The organism is Moorena producens 3L, from assembly GCF_000211815.1.
Classification (GTDB): Bacteria; Cyanobacteriota; Cyanobacteriia; order Cyanobacteriales; family Coleofasciculaceae; genus Moorena; species Moorena producens.
The window spans coordinates 120,851-134,523 of the sequence record NZ_GL890965.1 but is presented as its reverse complement, the minus strand read 5'-3'; the positions used below and the strand labels follow the sequence as shown (position 1 = coordinate 134,523).

The following is a 13,673-nucleotide window of genomic DNA, read 5'->3' as shown; positions in this document are numbered from 1 at the left end:
CAGTATAAAAAAACTTTTCAGATATCCTCTAAATGTCACAAACTAAACATTAAGAGATAAAAATGCTTAAATTAGTTAATAATGGATGGAATATCAATTTTTTTTTGATGGCTACATCCTTACTCACACTTTTATCTTCTCAACCTGCCTTTGCTAATCAGGCATGTTCTACTGTTGATTTTAATGGTTCGGCTGCCAAGCTTCGTTATAGGAATGTACAAGGTGATGCAAGTAGCAGGACAATTTCCCAATCTAATTCAGTTAGAGGTTGGAGTTATAAAGGTCGTCTAGCTAGTTACGTTATATTCAACGGTAGTAAATCAGTTGTCATTGTAGAGGAATTTAATCCAGACACAGGACAATTCGGTCGTAAACTAGCGACTATTAATATTTCAAATAGTGATAGCATTCGCGGATGGGATTGGGATGAGGAAAAAGGAATAGCCTCATTTTTATTAGTAAATAGCTCAGGTACTTTCGTAGCTGTAGAAAAGTTTGGTCTATCAGGATTCGGTTCTCGAATAGCAACAGTAAAACTTTCTAATAGCGCTTTAAGTAAATTGGGTTCTTCTTGGACATGGGATGGTACCTTGGCTGAATACACTTTAAATGGTAGAACTAAAGTCGAATATTTTGATGGTGATTCTTGGGGTTCTCAACTTCCTAACAAGAGCTCATTTGTTGGGAATAATATAGTTGGAAGAAGTTGTTACTAAGAATGTAAACATTCAGCTTATGCGCAATGCGCATTGGCGCACGCTACGCGAACGGCGCACCCTAGGCGAAAGGGAACAGCCTGCATAGGTAAGCATTCGTTTAATCTCTATTACAGAAAGCTGATGGCTGATAGCTGAATGCTTAGATAACTACTAACTATTAATACTTAAAATCACATCGTTACCGCCACCACCGAGAATATCATCACCATCTCTCTCATCTAAGTAGTCGGACAAAAGTAAAATTAACTGTTGAAATAGGGAGCTGGGAGCAGGGAGCTGGGAGCAGGGAGCAGACGGACTTTTGGCAACTTTACACAAGTTAATACAGCGATGCAGAGGTGCGACCCGTGGCGAATTTAATTACGGGTCAAACGCACCATTACGGTCTTGGGGAGGCAGCGCGGTCTTGGGGAGGCAGCGCGGTCTTGGGGGTTTCCCCCATGAGCGACTGCCGTGGTCTCCCCCATGAGCGCTTTGCATCAAGAAGTGAGGTTGATTTTTGTCCAGGTACTTAGCTAATTCTGATCTTCTGTTGTAGAGGAAGAAGAAATTCCAGTGGCGATAATATTAGCGTTGATAGTAATAGCTAATTGTCCGTAAAGACTATCATTGCCACTACCACCAATTAGTCTATCATCTCCACGTCCACCTGCGATCGCATCATTACCTGCATTGCCGTTAAGCAAATCGTTGCCATTTTTGCCATCAATTAGATCATTACCATCCCCACTGTTGAGGGTATCGTTACCATCCCCACCGGTCAGAGTATCAGTAACGGTTGAGGGAATGGAGAAAGGGGAAAAAGACGATTAGAAATCTATAGAAAAATCTCTAGAAAATAAAAAAAGTACTCTCTGGAGTAACATGCTCCGGTAAAATGAAAACTATAATACCAAAACTGAAGAATTGTAAAGTAATATTAAGTAAAGGCATACATCGATTGAGTGTTTTTTCCTCTATGACCACCCAGTTTTTTGCTTCCCAGCGTGTCGAAATGACTGTGCCACAGGAATCTGTGCCGATTCAGCACTACTTGCGTCAGCCGGAACGGATAGTTTATGCGATCGCAGACCTGAATCGCATCCAACAACTGACTCAGAAGCGTTTTCGCCTGAAAATGAATCCATTACACTTTATGTCCTTGACATTTCAGCCCACGGTAGATCTGGAAGTGTGGGCAGAATCTGACGCTACCGTTCATCTGAGGTCTGTCGGTTGTAAAATTCTGGGATTGGACTATATAAATCAACGGTTTGCCCTAGAATTAACCGGAAAACTGCATCCTTGGGACGATCAAGGAGTGACTAAGCTCACCGGCAGAGCGGATTTAACTGTCAAGGTTGATGTGCCCTTACCTTTTTCCCTTACTCCCAAGCCAATCTTAGAAACCACTGGCAATGGTTTGCTCAAAAGCGTTTTGGTCAGGATTAAGCAAACATTGATGCACCAGCTGTTGTTGGATTATCGTCAATGGGCTCGCAATGGCACCCAGACAAATATTTATAGTCAGCAGCAACCACCAGGAGCTCCCGCCACCTAATCTAGCCATCGGTGTGGGAGATGGGGAGATGGGGAGATGGGGAGATGGGGAGATGGAGAGATGGAGAGATGGGGAGATGGGGAGATGGGGAGATGGGAAGATGGGGCGGGGGCGCGGTAAGTGTCCTGGGAATTTTTGCCTAATTCCAACCTATTACCTATTACCTCTTGCCTCTTGCCTTTCCTCTTGCCTCTTGCCTCTTGCCTCTTGCCTTTCCTTAAGGGAATATGTTCACCAAAATAATGGGTTTGAAGCCCCGTCCTTCTAGGACGGCTTTTCTTGATTCTTGATATATTCTTTCAGTACGGCTATAGGGGCTCCTCCAACAGAAGAAGCATAATAGCTAGGACTCCACAAAGCTGTTTTGCCATTTGGCTTTAAAAACCCTTTCTGTCCATATCTGCGACTTGAAACCCCTTTAAGACTGTTAACCATCTGAGATATTGATAATTTTGGAGGGTATTCAATGAGTACATGAATGTGATCAGACTCTCCATTGAACTCTTTGATATTAAAATTTATTTTTTTTGCTACTTCTTTGAATGATTCCTCTATAGCTGTAAGGCAAGCGGCGCGTTAATATTTTTTGGCGGTACTTGGTGACACAGATTAAATGCATCGGCAAACTAGTCAAGCTGTGCCAATATTCCGGAATCCCATTGTCAAAACTTTTAGATTACACTATAATCCTACGTACAGAGAAATTAGGAGAAAACATGTGAAAGCCAGGTACAAGTACCGATTCTACCCTACAGACCAACAAAAGAATGACCTAGCCAGGCTGTTTGGTTGCGTCCGGGTAGTTTGGAACGATGCTCTGGCTATATGTAAAAACTCAGACAAGGTATTAAAGTCAGGGGAATTACAAAAACTAGTAATAACTCAAGCTAAAAAGACTGAAGAAAGACAGTGGTTGTCTGAGGTTTCAGTAGTTCCTTTGCAACAATCTGTAGCAGACATTGGGGTAGCTTTCAAGAACTTTTTTGATTCCTGGAAAGGTAAAAGAAAAGGAAATAAAGTTAATCCTCCAAGATTCAAGAAGAAGACTAGCAAACAAACAGCCAGGTTAACTCGCCGAGGATTTTCCATAAAGGGCGACAAGGTCTATCTAGCTAAAGTTGGAATAGTAAAACCAGTTTGGTCTAGAGACCTCCCTGATGACCCTAGTTCTGTGACTATCATTAAGGATTGTGTAAATAACTATTTTTTGAGTTTTGTGGTAGATATTGAGCCAGTTCAAATCAATGCTGATAACCAAAGTATTGGAATCGACCTAGGTATCAAGACTTTTGCTGCAATGAGCGATGGAAGTGAAGTTCAAAGTCCTGATTATTCAAAACTAGATCGCAAGCTAAGAAAAGCTCAAAAAAAGTTTGCAAAGCAGTCAAAAGGGTCAAATCGGAAAAACTTGACTCGACTAAGGATAGCTAAGATCCATAATGAAATAGCCAACAAAAGAAGCGACTTCTTACACAAACTGTCAAGCAAGGTGGTCAGCGAAAACCAAGTAATCGTCTTGGAAGATCTCAATGTGTCAGGGATGCTAAAGAACCGCAAAATATCTAGAGTAATAAGTCAACAAGGTTGGGCGGAATTTAGAACTCTGTGTGAAGCAAAATCAGAAAAATACGAAAGAGAATTTAGGGTTATTAGTCGTTGGGAACCAACTAGTCAAATCTGCTCAGATTGTGGTTTTAAATGGGGAAAATTAGATCTGTCTGTGCGCTCTGTACTTTGCGTGAGTTGCGGAGCTGAGCAAGATAGAGACATTAATGCGGCAAGAAACATAGAAAAGGTCGGCATGGGGCATCGGCACGACCATAAACGGACAAGGAGGGAAGGTAAGACTGCTTTTGTAGCGCGTCCCGATGATCTGTCAAGAATCACTGCCCTTCCAGGGCGGTGAGTATGTCAAAATCACCCTTAACCCTTAATCCTTGATATTTCCTTGTGACAAAAACTATTACTGATCTCCCCATTAAAGCTGGTATTGTTGGTACTGGGTTTGCGGCTAAGCTACGAGCTCAGACATTGCAAACGGATTCGCGATCGCATTTAGTGGCGGTCTGTGGTCATACCCCTGCCAAAACACAAGATTTTGCTGAAACCCACGGCACTACAGTGGTGGATTCCTGGCAGCAATTGGTAGAACACCCGGAGCTTGATCTAGTATTTATTAGCACGATTAATCGGGATCATGGCACAATTGCCCGTGCTGCCCTTAATGCCGGGAAACATGTTGTCACTGAATATCCCCTTTCCCTTGACCCCAAAGATGCCGAATCCCTGATTACCCTAGCCAACGCTAAGGGCAAGCTCCTCCATGTAGAACATATTGAGCTTTTAGGGGGCTTGCATCAAGCCTTGCGCCAATCTTTGCCCAAAATTGGTGAACCGGTTTATGCCCGTTACGTAACTATTGCGCCGAAACACCCTGCACCCCGGGGCTGGACATTCAATCTGGAACTATTTGGCTTTCCCTTCATTGCTGCTCTTTCTCGCATTCACCGCTTTACAGACTTGTTTGGTGAAGTCGCTTCTGTGTATTGTCAATCCCAATTTTGGGATGCTGCTGATCAGTACTTTACTGCTTGTCTATGTAATGCCCAACTGCGCTTTACTTGTGGTCTAATCGCAGATATTACCTATGGTAAAGGGGAAATGTTCTGGCAGAGGTTACGGAATTTTGAGGTGCATGGAAACCAAGGCACACTGCTGTTTGAGGGAGACCAAGGTAATCTGATTAAGGCAGAGGAAACCAAACCAATTGAAGTAGCAGGGCGACGGGGTTTGTTTCTTAAAGATACCGCTATGGTAATTGACCATCTAGTTAAAGGAACACCCCTGTATGTCTCGACCGTAGATAGTTGTTATACTCTCAAGGTTGCAGATGGATTACGTGAGTCCGCAGCTACAGGTCATGCGATCGCTTTAATTTAGTTTTAAGCTATCAGCTATCAGCTATCAGCTAATGCGCACACTAGTTGAGGTACTATCAGCTATCAGCTATCAGCTATCAGCTATCAGCTATCAGCTTTGGGCCTGTGGCGACGCTACTTTAGGTGCTTATGGGCTACGGGAAAGTCCCAGCGTCGTTCGCACAGCGTGGCCAAACGCGCACGCGTGGCCGAAAGGCCAAGGCCAAAGCCTGTGCCACGCTAAGCGAATGGCTCACGGCTGTTCGCGTAGCTTGAGCTAAAAGCTCACGGCTGACCGCTGAATGCTGACTGCTGAATGCTTACATTTATCATTTGGTAAAATTTATCGTCAACATTTTATACCATAAAATTGACAACGACGTTGTATAAATTACCTAAACTATATAAATCTTAACAAATATTTTAAACTTCATTACAAAATCAGATATGGCCTTGGCATACCATGATATGTTCTGTAACATACATCGAGTCGGGGTTCCTATGGGCTAATTAAACACGCAGCATCCCCGCTCTCGAACTACCTAATGGTAAAGTTAGACAAGGAGAACACTTTGGATTTGCATTCTACTCAACCCCACAATGATCATGGTTGTGAAGGCATTAGCGATTATGTCGCCGAGCTTCAGTTTCACATGGCACTCCACGCCCGAAAATTAGTTCCTAACCTCACTACAGCAGCAGATAGTAGAGAGCAACTATTGCAGCAAACCCAAGCTAATTGTGAGAAACTGGCCTCCCGACAATCCCGTTCATAGAGATGAAGCCCTAGCGCGATTTGCAGCAATCAACGATTCTGTATACTGTAGCGCCTCTTGCCAAACCTGATAGCCAAGAGGCGTTAAATGTATACCATCGGTTGTCAAGTTGTGCTCCATCTGACCTTTACTATCAGTAAACAACTTGTGAAGATTGAGATAGGCTGCTCCTTCTTGTTGAGCAATCTGAGCAATTTGTTTATTAAGATTACGAATGCGCTGATTAGAAATAGCAGTAGCTCGTGTCGGTAAAATCGACTGGATAATCAGTTGAGCTTGTGGGTGATTTTGCCGCAATTGACGGGTAATCTGGCGCAGATTGTTGACAATAACTTGATCGGTTTTCCCCTGACGCAAATCATTGATACCTGCCATCACATAAATTGTATCAGGACGAGTCTGGGAAAATGCCGATAATCGACTCAAAATTTGACTGGTATTCTCACCAGAAATCCCTTGATTGAGCCAAAGTTGATATTTAGGTAATCCCTGTGCCGGTAACCACAAACTTAGGGAATCTCCCACTACCATAGACAGACGATTGTTACCCTGTCCGTAAGCAACAGCTTTCGCTTCCTGTGCCAGGAGTTGTTTCCATTGCTGATAGGTAGGTTTTGTGAGAGGGACTCCTTTGTGATTTAATCCCTTTGCCCAAAACGATGAGAAACTATGAGCAGGTAAGCGAGTATAAAGTTTGCCAGCTCTGAGGGCAGCTAATCGTTGGTAATATAGTTCCGTTCCTGACTTTGGTGAAGGAGTAGCAGGTCGATAGTTGGGTAAACTTTGCTGATACTTTACACCAAGTTTCGCCCCCCTAGCCCCCCAACTTTGCGGTGCGACCCGTGGCGAATTTAATTCGCCAACGGAAAGCGCACCGGAGGGGGAAATTGAGTTAAAGTCCCCCAGAATTGGGGGATTTAGGGGGCTTGCAGCTAAAGGTAGTGAGGTCAATTCATCTGAAAACGGCTGTAACAATTTAGTAGGGCTACGTTTCTGCCATTGACTACTAAATTGAGGAGAGGAGGTTTCGACAGTGGTTTCTACGGTAGGAACAATCTTATGACTAACCCCAGCCTGCAATGTTTTATTAGCTGTTGACACTAACAGGCTTGAGAGGCTATCTGAGGGATTGGCAGGTAGGGGTGGTGGTGGTGGAGCAGACATTGCTCCGCCAGTGAGTAGACTTGTTGTTAACAGATATAGATTGCTCATGATGTGCCCAGTTTCCTCTCTATACTCTTTTCACATCAAACAATCGAGGAAATCCGGAAAACTTCACAGCCCTTGTAACGGTACTTAAACAAGTATGGAAGCAAAATATTTTATTATACCTTAGACCTATCCAAAGAAAAGTTTTTGATAAAATAAGAGTATATTATATAATTTTATGGGGCTCATGAACCATGAGCTGAACTTGGGATTAAATCTAAAAAAGTCCTAAACAAACCAAACAATTGCGCTTGATTAAATTATGATCAACTATCTCAACTTATAGAACAAGCTAAGTTATTACATCGTCAACATCAAGAAAAAATTTACAATCAAAAAGTCCGGCTAATCCTGGGGGAAGTGCTTCACAAAAATTATCAATTGAAGCTGAGGGGGTGACAACCCAGCTACAAGCCTTATGGCTTTAAAATTAGAGCAACTTGTGCTAAAAAAAGAACGGTCTCGATTGTCAACAAGACCGCTATGTTAGAAAATGTTACCTCAATTTTACCAGACTCATCTTCAAAGTCGATTAAACGCCAGTAAATTTCTGGTGTTGCTGATTATGGGTATGGTTTCGCCCCCCTAGCCCCCCTCTGGGGGGAACAAAACTCTTAAAGTCCCCCCCGGTGCGCGGCACCGCAAAGTTGGGGGATTTAGGAGTGTTTAATAAAACCAGATAATCGCGCATTCATTTCTTAATTCATCAACGCCGTGGTATCATTAGAAATTATGAATTCTTACTCAATTGACATTCGTCCGGTGATACCTGATGATGTACCTATTCTATTCGAGCTAATCATGGCTCTGGCTGACCATGAAAAGCTCTCCCACAAGGTCACTGGCACATGTGAGCAACTTCATAAAAGTTTGTTTAGTTCTCATCCTGAGGCCGAGGCAATCCTTGCTTGTGCAGATGGTGTACCGACTGGATTCGCTCTTTACTTCTTCAATTTCTCTATTTATTTGATGAAACCCGGTCTATTTTTAGAAGCTCTGTTTGTTTTACCTAACTATCGTCGTCAGGGTGTAGGAAGTCAAATTTTTGGCTATTTGGCAAAGATGGCACTTGATAAAGGATGTGGGCGAGTTGAGTGGAGTGTGCTCAATTGTAATGAAAGTGCGATCGCATTCTACAAACAGCAAGGTGCAACCTTTCTCAACGACTGGCGGACTTGTCGCCTTGCTGGTGATGCCTTAGCGGCATTCTCTTCAACTTAAATAGAGTTTTTTCAAGTTTTAATATTTTTCCATTTGACAGTTAATTAAACCTACCTACTGAGGGCAATTAATATGCTATCCCTTCCTCACGAATTTTACTTTTCCGAAGAAATCTTTGCCTTAGAAAAGAAGCGTTGTCAATTTAAGGATATTTTTCTAGGACACAGTAGCTTTGTCAACGAATCTCAGAACTATTTTGTGTTGCCACACACTAAGGACACAAAGGTTCTCATCCATGATGGAGAGAACATTCAGGTTCTGCCAAACATTTGTAAACATCGTTATGCAACCATGCTCAAAGACAAGGGACATTGTCGCAGCATTGTCTGTCCAGTGCATTCCTGGTCATATGATCTCAATGGGAAGATGTTGAGTTCGGCTAATATAGAATGCGATCATGCCCTACACTCTCTAGAAAAGGAATCCATCGATATTTATGATGGTTTTGTGTTTCCTAAAAACGATTCTGCCTTGAAAGGTGCTCTAGAAACTTCTAAAACATTTACAAATATTAACTTCGAGAAGCTAAGTTTATATGCCCATGATTGCTTCTTCGTTAAGGTAAATTGGAAAAGCTATATGGATACCTTTCTAGATAATTACCACTTAGAAGCATGTCATCCTAATTTTAAAACCTTTCTAGATTCAAGATATATTGAATCGATTTTCCGAGATGATTTTAGTGTTCAAGCGATACATCTTAGAGAAAAAATCCAAATAAAAACCTCTGCTCTGGGAGACTATATAGATTGCTATAACAAATATGTTGGTAAATTCCCAGAAGACTATGGTGCTGTCTGGCTTTGTATTTATCCTAATATTATTATTGAAATTTCTCAGTGCTTTGCCCTAGTTGCCGTTGTTATACCAGAAAGCATCGACACATGCTCAATTCACGAATATCGTCTGGTAGAAGAGCAGTTTTCTCAACATCAAGACTTTCTAAATGCATTTGACCAGTATATGTATGAAATAGAATATGAAGACCATGATCTGATGACCAAGATCCATCAGGGAAGGAAAGCACTTTACCAACAAGGTCAGCAACACTGTGGTCCTTATCATCCTACTAAAGAAGCAGGTCAAAAGCAGTTTCATGATTACATCCGTAGGATGATTCCTGTAAGCATAGATGGAAATATATTAGGCGATTTGGGAGCATCTAAAAAGACTGTCTCTCCCAGAATGGATGTGGTAAACCCGTCGTTAAAATCAGATACAATTTATTTGTCTTCGCAGAAGTTGTTGGGGAAAGGATAAAGGAACGCTATTATAGCGGATATCAATCCAATACTCATATTCCACAACAACTGATGGAAATCTGATTCAAAAATCTCAATCTCTAAAATAACAGTAGAAAATGGACTCTCAAATGATTGCATCGAAATTTGACACAGATGTACGGAAAACTAATCCCTTAACTCAAGCACAACTCACTCAATATCACGAAGATGGATATCTTATTGTCCCTGGGTTATTTGATTTGGAGGAGGTTAGCTTAATCCGGGAAGTTTGCGATAAGGATCCCAATCTTTCTAATGCACTCAGAACTGTCATCAACCAAAAGGGTGAACCTTGGCGTGCTGCTGTTTGGAATGGTTTAAACGATAGTCTGGTTAGCGTAATGACTCGACTAGCTCGGATTGTCGATACTGCAGAACTTATCTTAGGCGAGGAGTGCTATCATTGGCACTCAAAAATTGTTCAAAAATCGCCCTATGATGATACCGTTATTGACTGGCATCAAGGTTACACCTATTGGTATGGTGACGGCTGTCTTTTCCCCAACATTTTAACTTGTACAGTAGCTATCACTGAGAATACTAAAGCCCATGGTTGCTTGCAAGTTATCAAAAAGTCGCACTTAATGGGTCGTATTAACCCTGTGTTGCGAGGTAATGGAGATGTATGCGATCCTCAGCGGATGGAAAAGATCATAGAAAGGCTAGAAATTGTCGATTGCGAAATGGCACCTGGTGATGCTGTATTTTTCCATGCGAACACGATACATGGTTCTCAAGGAAATAAAACAGGTGATACTCGTATCCTCATGCATTGCCACTATAACGCTGTCTCCAACCAACCTGTTGAAGAAAAATCTCAAGAATCCCACCCCTACATCCCCCTAGAGAAACTTCCTGATTCTGCGATTAAGGATGGGCTTTACAAATCGGGATTTGAGGATCAGACTGGTAATTGGAATTGGTATACATCTGACTTTGGAGCTAACTCACAATAAGTTATTCTTGTACTGGAGTTATAGCAATAGACACTTTTAAACATCTATTTAACATAGTACAGTTATGGCAAAAGTTTTGATTATTGGTGCAGGTGGAGTGGGTAATGTCGTCACTCAAAAATGCGCCCAGTTGAAAGATGTTTTCTCGGAAATTCTCTTAGCAAGTCGGACTAAAGAAAAATGCGATCGCATTGCTGCTACTATTACCCATCCATCTCTGCAAACAGCACAAGTTGATGCAGACAAAGTCGCTGAAATGATCGCTCTAATTAAGGATTTTCAGCCTGACATAGTTATTAACGTGGCTTTGCCATACCAAGACTTGCCAATTATGGATGCTTGTTTGGCAACAGGAGTAAATTATCTCGATACAGCTAACTACGAACCTCCTGATGAAGCCAAATTTGAGTATAAATGGCAGTGGGACTACCACGAAAGATATAAACAAGCTGGCATTATGGCTGTCCTTGGATGCGGATTCGATCCTGGAGTCACAGGAGTCTTTACCGCCTATGCCCTCAAGCACCACTTTGATGAGATTCACTATCTAGATATTGTAGATTGTAATGCAGGCGATCATGGTCATCCCTTTGCTACCAACTTTAATCCTGAGATTAACATCAGAGAGATTACTCAAAAAGGAAAATACTATGAAAACTCTAACTGGGTAGAAGTTGAACCCTTCTCAGTGCATCGCTCCATTAATTACCCTGAGATTGGAGCTAAAGAATCATACCTGTTGTATCATGAAGAGCTTGAGTCTTTAGTAAAACACATTCCCACCATTAAACGGGCTCGCTTCTGGATGACTTTTAGTGAAAGTTATCTGACACACCTGCAAGTCCTCCAGAATGTGGGATTGACTAGTATTGAACCGATTGAGTATGAAGGGCATCAAATCGTCCCCTTGCAATTCCTCAAAGCTGTTCTACCTGCACCATCTTCACTAGGTGAGAACTATGAAGGTCAAACATCTATTGGCTGCCATATTCGAGGAATAAAAGACGGAAAACCAAAAACCTACTATATCTACAATAACTGTGACCATGCAAAAGCTTATCAAGAAGTAGGGGCACAAGCTGTTGCTTATACAACAGGAGTACCTGCAATGCTTGGTGCAATGCTAGTCTTAACTGGCGAATGGCAAGGTGAGGGAGTCTTTAATGTGGAACAACTTAACCCTGATCCTTTTTTGGCAAAGTTGGGAACCTATGGTTTACCTTGGCATGAGTCAACTAACAACTCAGAAGAATTTGGGGATTAACAAGCAAGATGATTGATTATTCCCAAATCCCATCCCCCTGCTATGTGCTTGAGTCCGAAAAGCTGATTGAGAATCTTGAGTTAATTGACTCGGTTCAGAAAAAAGCAGGAATTACGATCATTCTTGCCTTGAAGGGGTTTGCGATGTTCAGTGCCTTTCCCATTGTCAAACAATACTTACAAGGTACTACTGCTAGCTCTCTGTTTGAAGCAAGGCTAGGGCGAGAAGAGTTTGGTGGAGAGCTCCACCTTTACTTGCTTGCCTACCAGGAAAAAGAATTTCCAGAACTGATTCAAGGGGCAACACATATCTCGTTTAACTCCCTAAGCCAATGGGAGCGATTTAAAGAAAAAACTCTCTTGACCCAAGTATCACCGGGTCTGCGCATTAATCCAGAGTATTCTCCGGTGGAACCGGAGATCTATAATCCCTCGTCTCCCTTATCTCGTCTAGGAATACGCGCTGAAAAATTAGGTGATAAGTTACCGGAGGGCATTGAAGGGTTACATTGCCACAACTTATGTGAAAGCGACTCACAGGCTTTAGCACGTACTTTAGAGCAGATTGAAACCCTGTTTGGGCATCACCTTCCCCAGATCAAGTGGCTTAATTTAGGGGGAGGACATCTGATCACCTCTAAAAGCTATGATATCGAACACCTAATCGAAGTTTTGACCCGTTTTAAATCCCGTTATCCTCACTTGCATATTTATCTGGAGCCTGGATCGGCAGTGGCATGGGAAACTGGGGTACTCCGAGCAACAGTTCTTGATCTGATTGAAACTTCAAACCTGATTATTGCCATGCTTGACGTCTCATTTACCGCTCATATGCCTGATTGTTTGGAGATGCCTTATAAACCTCGCATTCGAGGTGCAAGAGATCCGCAACAGAAAGAGCCTAGATACCGGATGGGGGGTCTTACCTGCCTTGCAGGAGACTTTATGGGCATGGGAGATTACTACTTTGAAACGCCTTTGCAGGTTGGTGACACAATTGTTTTTGAAGATATGATTCACTATACGATGGTGAAGACTTCTATGTTTAATGGCATCAAACATCCTGCCATCGGCATTGTGCGCTCTGATGGTACTTTTAACTTGGTTAGAGAATTTGGCTACGAAGATTATAAGAGTCGATTATCTTAGGCAAATTGCCATGGGAACTAACCAAAATCATGGGTTATACTAAATCCGCTTTTGAAAGTATCACTTATTCAAGATAAAAATCGCGCCATACGAGCTATTGCTAAGAAGATTATTAGAGATATGGAAACAGGTGGTAATGTTGATGATGATGCGATCGCCAAACAGTCAGATTAGTCGTTTAGTTCAGGTTGGCATCCGAGATGTTTGTGAGGCAGAAATGGCAATGGTAAATAGTGATAGCCGAGTTGTCATGTTTGATGATTGGCAGCTCACAGCCAATGCTTACGAAGGTTTCACTTGGACAGCTCAGTGCCATAAAATTATATCTAATTTACCTGATCAGGTATATATTAGCTTTGATATTGACGGCTTAAACCCCTCCTATTGTCCCCATACAGGCACTCCCGTACCAGGTGGCTTAGAGTTTAATGAAGCAATTTACTTGTTGCGATCGCTAGTTCAAACAGGCAAAACAATTATTGGTTTTGATTTGTGCGAGGTTGCGCCTGGTGATGTTGGAGATAAGTGGGATGGCAATGTAGGGGCTAGAGTTCTATACAAGCTTGCTTGTTTACAGGTTATGCCAATTAGTGGTTAACTCGAATCCAGAAATGTTCTAAAGTTAGGATGGCGCGTTTT

At 42.1% G+C, this 13,673-nt stretch carries 17 protein-coding genes and 1 pseudogene; 14 read left to right on the top strand and 4 right to left on the bottom strand.

Annotated elements, in window-relative coordinates:
• Window positions 1–62 precede the first annotated feature (62 nt).
• Window positions 63–716, top strand: coding sequence for a hypothetical protein (locus tag LYNGBM3L_RS26900; RefSeq protein ID WP_008188846.1), 654 nt, complete (start codon window positions 63–65; stop codon window positions 714–716).
• Window positions 717–869: 153 nt separating this feature from the next.
• Here LYNGBM3L_RS26900 and LYNGBM3L_RS44415 read toward each other — a convergent pair whose 3' ends face one another.
• Entirely contained in the window at window positions 870–1,037 is a 168-nt protein-coding gene (locus LYNGBM3L_RS44415) for a hypothetical protein (RefSeq protein WP_008188845.1), read from the bottom strand.
• 29 nt (window positions 1,038–1,066) lie between these two features.
• On the opposite strand from LYNGBM3L_RS44415, the gene LYNGBM3L_RS44410 reads away from it, so the two are divergent.
• Window positions 1,067–1,234 (top strand): hypothetical protein, encoded by a 168-nt coding sequence (locus LYNGBM3L_RS44410; protein ID WP_154659932.1) that lies wholly within the window; start codon window positions 1,067–1,069, stop codon window positions 1,232–1,234.
• On the opposite strand, the gene LYNGBM3L_RS49545 is transcribed toward LYNGBM3L_RS44410, so the two are convergent.
• Window positions 1,235–1,405, bottom strand: a complete 171-nt coding sequence (locus tag LYNGBM3L_RS49545; RefSeq protein ID WP_008188843.1) for a hemolysin-type calcium-binding repeat protein — start codon at window positions 1,403–1,405, stop codon at window positions 1,235–1,237.
• 272 nt (window positions 1,406–1,677) lie between these two features.
• Here LYNGBM3L_RS49545 and LYNGBM3L_RS26895 point away from each other — a divergent pair, with 272 nt between their 5' ends.
• Both LYNGBM3L_RS26895 and LYNGBM3L_RS44405 read left to right on the top strand, forming a co-directional pair.
• Window positions 1,678–2,259 (top strand): DUF1997 domain-containing protein, encoded by a 582-nt coding sequence (locus tag LYNGBM3L_RS26895; protein ID WP_008188841.1) that lies wholly within the window; start codon window positions 1,678–1,680, stop codon window positions 2,257–2,259.
• A 28-nt stretch (window positions 2,260–2,287) separates the two neighbouring features.
• Window positions 2,288–2,527: a hypothetical protein gene (locus tag LYNGBM3L_RS44405; RefSeq protein ID WP_161603194.1), complete on the top strand. Its 240-nt coding sequence runs from the start codon at window positions 2,288–2,290 to the stop codon at window positions 2,525–2,527.
• Here LYNGBM3L_RS44405 and tnpA read toward each other — a convergent pair.
• Window positions 2,524–2,878: pseudogene (gene tnpA / locus LYNGBM3L_RS37175) on the bottom strand (IS200/IS605 family transposase). The gene LYNGBM3L_RS44405 and the pseudogene tnpA overlap by 4 nt on opposite strands.
• Window positions 2,879–2,977: 99 nt before the next feature.
• On the opposite strand from tnpA, the gene LYNGBM3L_RS26890 reads away from it, so the two are divergent.
• The 3 genes from LYNGBM3L_RS26890 to LYNGBM3L_RS26880 all read left to right on the top strand — a co-directional run bounded on the left by LYNGBM3L_RS26890 (window position 2,978) and on the right by LYNGBM3L_RS26880 (window position 5,953).
• Entirely contained in the window at window positions 2,978–4,165 is a 1,188-nt protein-coding gene (locus LYNGBM3L_RS26890; RefSeq protein ID WP_044494974.1) for an RNA-guided endonuclease InsQ/TnpB family protein, read from the top strand.
• 44 nt (window positions 4,166–4,209) lie between these two features.
• Window positions 4,210–5,199 (top strand): Gfo/Idh/MocA family protein, encoded by a 990-nt coding sequence (locus LYNGBM3L_RS26885; protein WP_008188835.1) that lies wholly within the window; start codon window positions 4,210–4,212, stop codon window positions 5,197–5,199.
• A gap of 523 nt (window positions 5,200–5,722) precedes the next feature.
• Window positions 5,723–5,953, top strand: coding sequence for a hypothetical protein (locus LYNGBM3L_RS26880; protein WP_008188833.1), 231 nt, complete (start codon window positions 5,723–5,725; stop codon window positions 5,951–5,953).
• On the opposite strand, the gene LYNGBM3L_RS26875 is transcribed toward LYNGBM3L_RS26880, so the two are convergent.
• Window positions 5,948–7,165, bottom strand: coding sequence for a GDSL-type esterase/lipase family protein (locus tag LYNGBM3L_RS26875; RefSeq protein ID WP_008188831.1), 1,218 nt, complete (start codon window positions 7,163–7,165; stop codon window positions 5,948–5,950). The two genes, LYNGBM3L_RS26880 and LYNGBM3L_RS26875, sit on opposite strands and share 6 nt — an antisense overlap.
• Before the next feature lie 729 nt (window positions 7,166–7,894).
• Here LYNGBM3L_RS26875 and LYNGBM3L_RS26870 point away from each other — a divergent pair.
• The 7 genes from LYNGBM3L_RS26870 (at window position 7,895) to LYNGBM3L_RS26845 (ending at window position 13,632) form a co-directional block, all read left to right on the top strand.
• Window positions 7,895–8,383 (top strand): GNAT family N-acetyltransferase, encoded by a 489-nt coding sequence (locus LYNGBM3L_RS26870; protein ID WP_008188827.1) that lies wholly within the window; start codon window positions 7,895–7,897, stop codon window positions 8,381–8,383.
• Between the two features lie 72 nt (window positions 8,384–8,455).
• Window positions 8,456–9,643: an aromatic ring-hydroxylating oxygenase subunit alpha gene (locus LYNGBM3L_RS26865; protein ID WP_008188825.1), complete on the top strand. Its 1,188-nt coding sequence runs from the start codon at window positions 8,456–8,458 to the stop codon at window positions 9,641–9,643.
• Window positions 9,644–9,743: 100 nt separating this feature from the next.
• Window positions 9,744–10,622, top strand: a complete 879-nt coding sequence (locus LYNGBM3L_RS26860) for a phytanoyl-CoA dioxygenase family protein (RefSeq protein ID WP_008188823.1) — start codon at window positions 9,744–9,746, stop codon at window positions 10,620–10,622.
• A 64-nt stretch (window positions 10,623–10,686) separates the two neighbouring features.
• The gene (locus tag LYNGBM3L_RS26855; RefSeq protein WP_008188821.1) at window positions 10,687–11,886 is read left to right on the top strand and encodes a saccharopine dehydrogenase family protein; all 1,200 of its coding nucleotides are present in this window, start codon (window positions 10,687–10,689) and stop codon (window positions 11,884–11,886) included.
• An 8-nt stretch (window positions 11,887–11,894) separates the two neighbouring features.
• The gene (gene nspC / locus LYNGBM3L_RS26850; protein WP_008188819.1) at window positions 11,895–13,034 is read left to right on the top strand and encodes a carboxynorspermidine decarboxylase; all 1,140 of its coding nucleotides are present in this window, start codon (window positions 11,895–11,897) and stop codon (window positions 13,032–13,034) included.
• Window positions 13,035–13,085: 51 nt separating this feature from the next.
• Window positions 13,086–13,208: a hypothetical protein gene (locus LYNGBM3L_RS49035; protein WP_267872104.1), complete on the top strand. Its 123-nt coding sequence runs from the start codon at window positions 13,086–13,088 to the stop codon at window positions 13,206–13,208.
• Window positions 13,171–13,632, top strand: a complete 462-nt coding sequence (locus LYNGBM3L_RS26845) for an arginase family protein (RefSeq protein ID WP_008188817.1) — start codon at window positions 13,171–13,173, stop codon at window positions 13,630–13,632. The genes LYNGBM3L_RS49035 and LYNGBM3L_RS26845 overlap by 38 nt, the downstream gene beginning before the upstream one ends.
• The last annotated feature ends 41 nt before the right edge of the window (window positions 13,633–13,673 follow it).

What these genes read in the sequence shown, in the direction of transcription:
- LYNGBM3L_RS26900 (WP_008188846.1), top strand. Translation starts at nt 63, where the DNA reads ATGCTTAAATTAGTTAATAATGGATGGAATATCAATTTTTTTTTGATG.
- LYNGBM3L_RS26895 (WP_008188841.1), top strand. Translation starts at nt 1,678, where the DNA reads ATGACCACCCAGTTTTTTGCTTCCCAGCGTGTCGAAATGACTGTGCCA.
- LYNGBM3L_RS44405 (WP_161603194.1), top strand. Translation starts at nt 2,288, where the DNA reads ATGGGGAGATGGGGAGATGGGGAGATGGAGAGATGGAGAGATGGGGAG.
- LYNGBM3L_RS26880 (WP_008188833.1), top strand. Translation starts at nt 5,723, where the DNA reads ATGGTAAAGTTAGACAAGGAGAACACTTTGGATTTGCATTCTACTCAA.
- LYNGBM3L_RS26875 (WP_008188831.1), bottom strand. Translation starts at nt 7,165, where the DNA reads ATGAGCAATCTATATCTGTTAACAACAAGTCTACTCACTGGCGGAGCA.
- LYNGBM3L_RS26870 (WP_008188827.1), top strand. Translation starts at nt 7,895, where the DNA reads ATGAATTCTTACTCAATTGACATTCGTCCGGTGATACCTGATGATGTA.
- LYNGBM3L_RS26865 (WP_008188825.1), top strand. Translation starts at nt 8,456, where the DNA reads ATGCTATCCCTTCCTCACGAATTTTACTTTTCCGAAGAAATCTTTGCC.
- LYNGBM3L_RS26860 (WP_008188823.1), top strand. Translation starts at nt 9,744, where the DNA reads ATGGACTCTCAAATGATTGCATCGAAATTTGACACAGATGTACGGAAA.
- LYNGBM3L_RS26855 (WP_008188821.1), top strand. Translation starts at nt 10,687, where the DNA reads ATGGCAAAAGTTTTGATTATTGGTGCAGGTGGAGTGGGTAATGTCGTC.
- nspC (WP_008188819.1), top strand. Translation starts at nt 11,895, where the DNA reads ATGATTGATTATTCCCAAATCCCATCCCCCTGCTATGTGCTTGAGTCC.
- LYNGBM3L_RS26845 (WP_008188817.1), top strand. Translation starts at nt 13,171, where the DNA reads ATGTTGATGATGATGCGATCGCCAAACAGTCAGATTAGTCGTTTAGTT.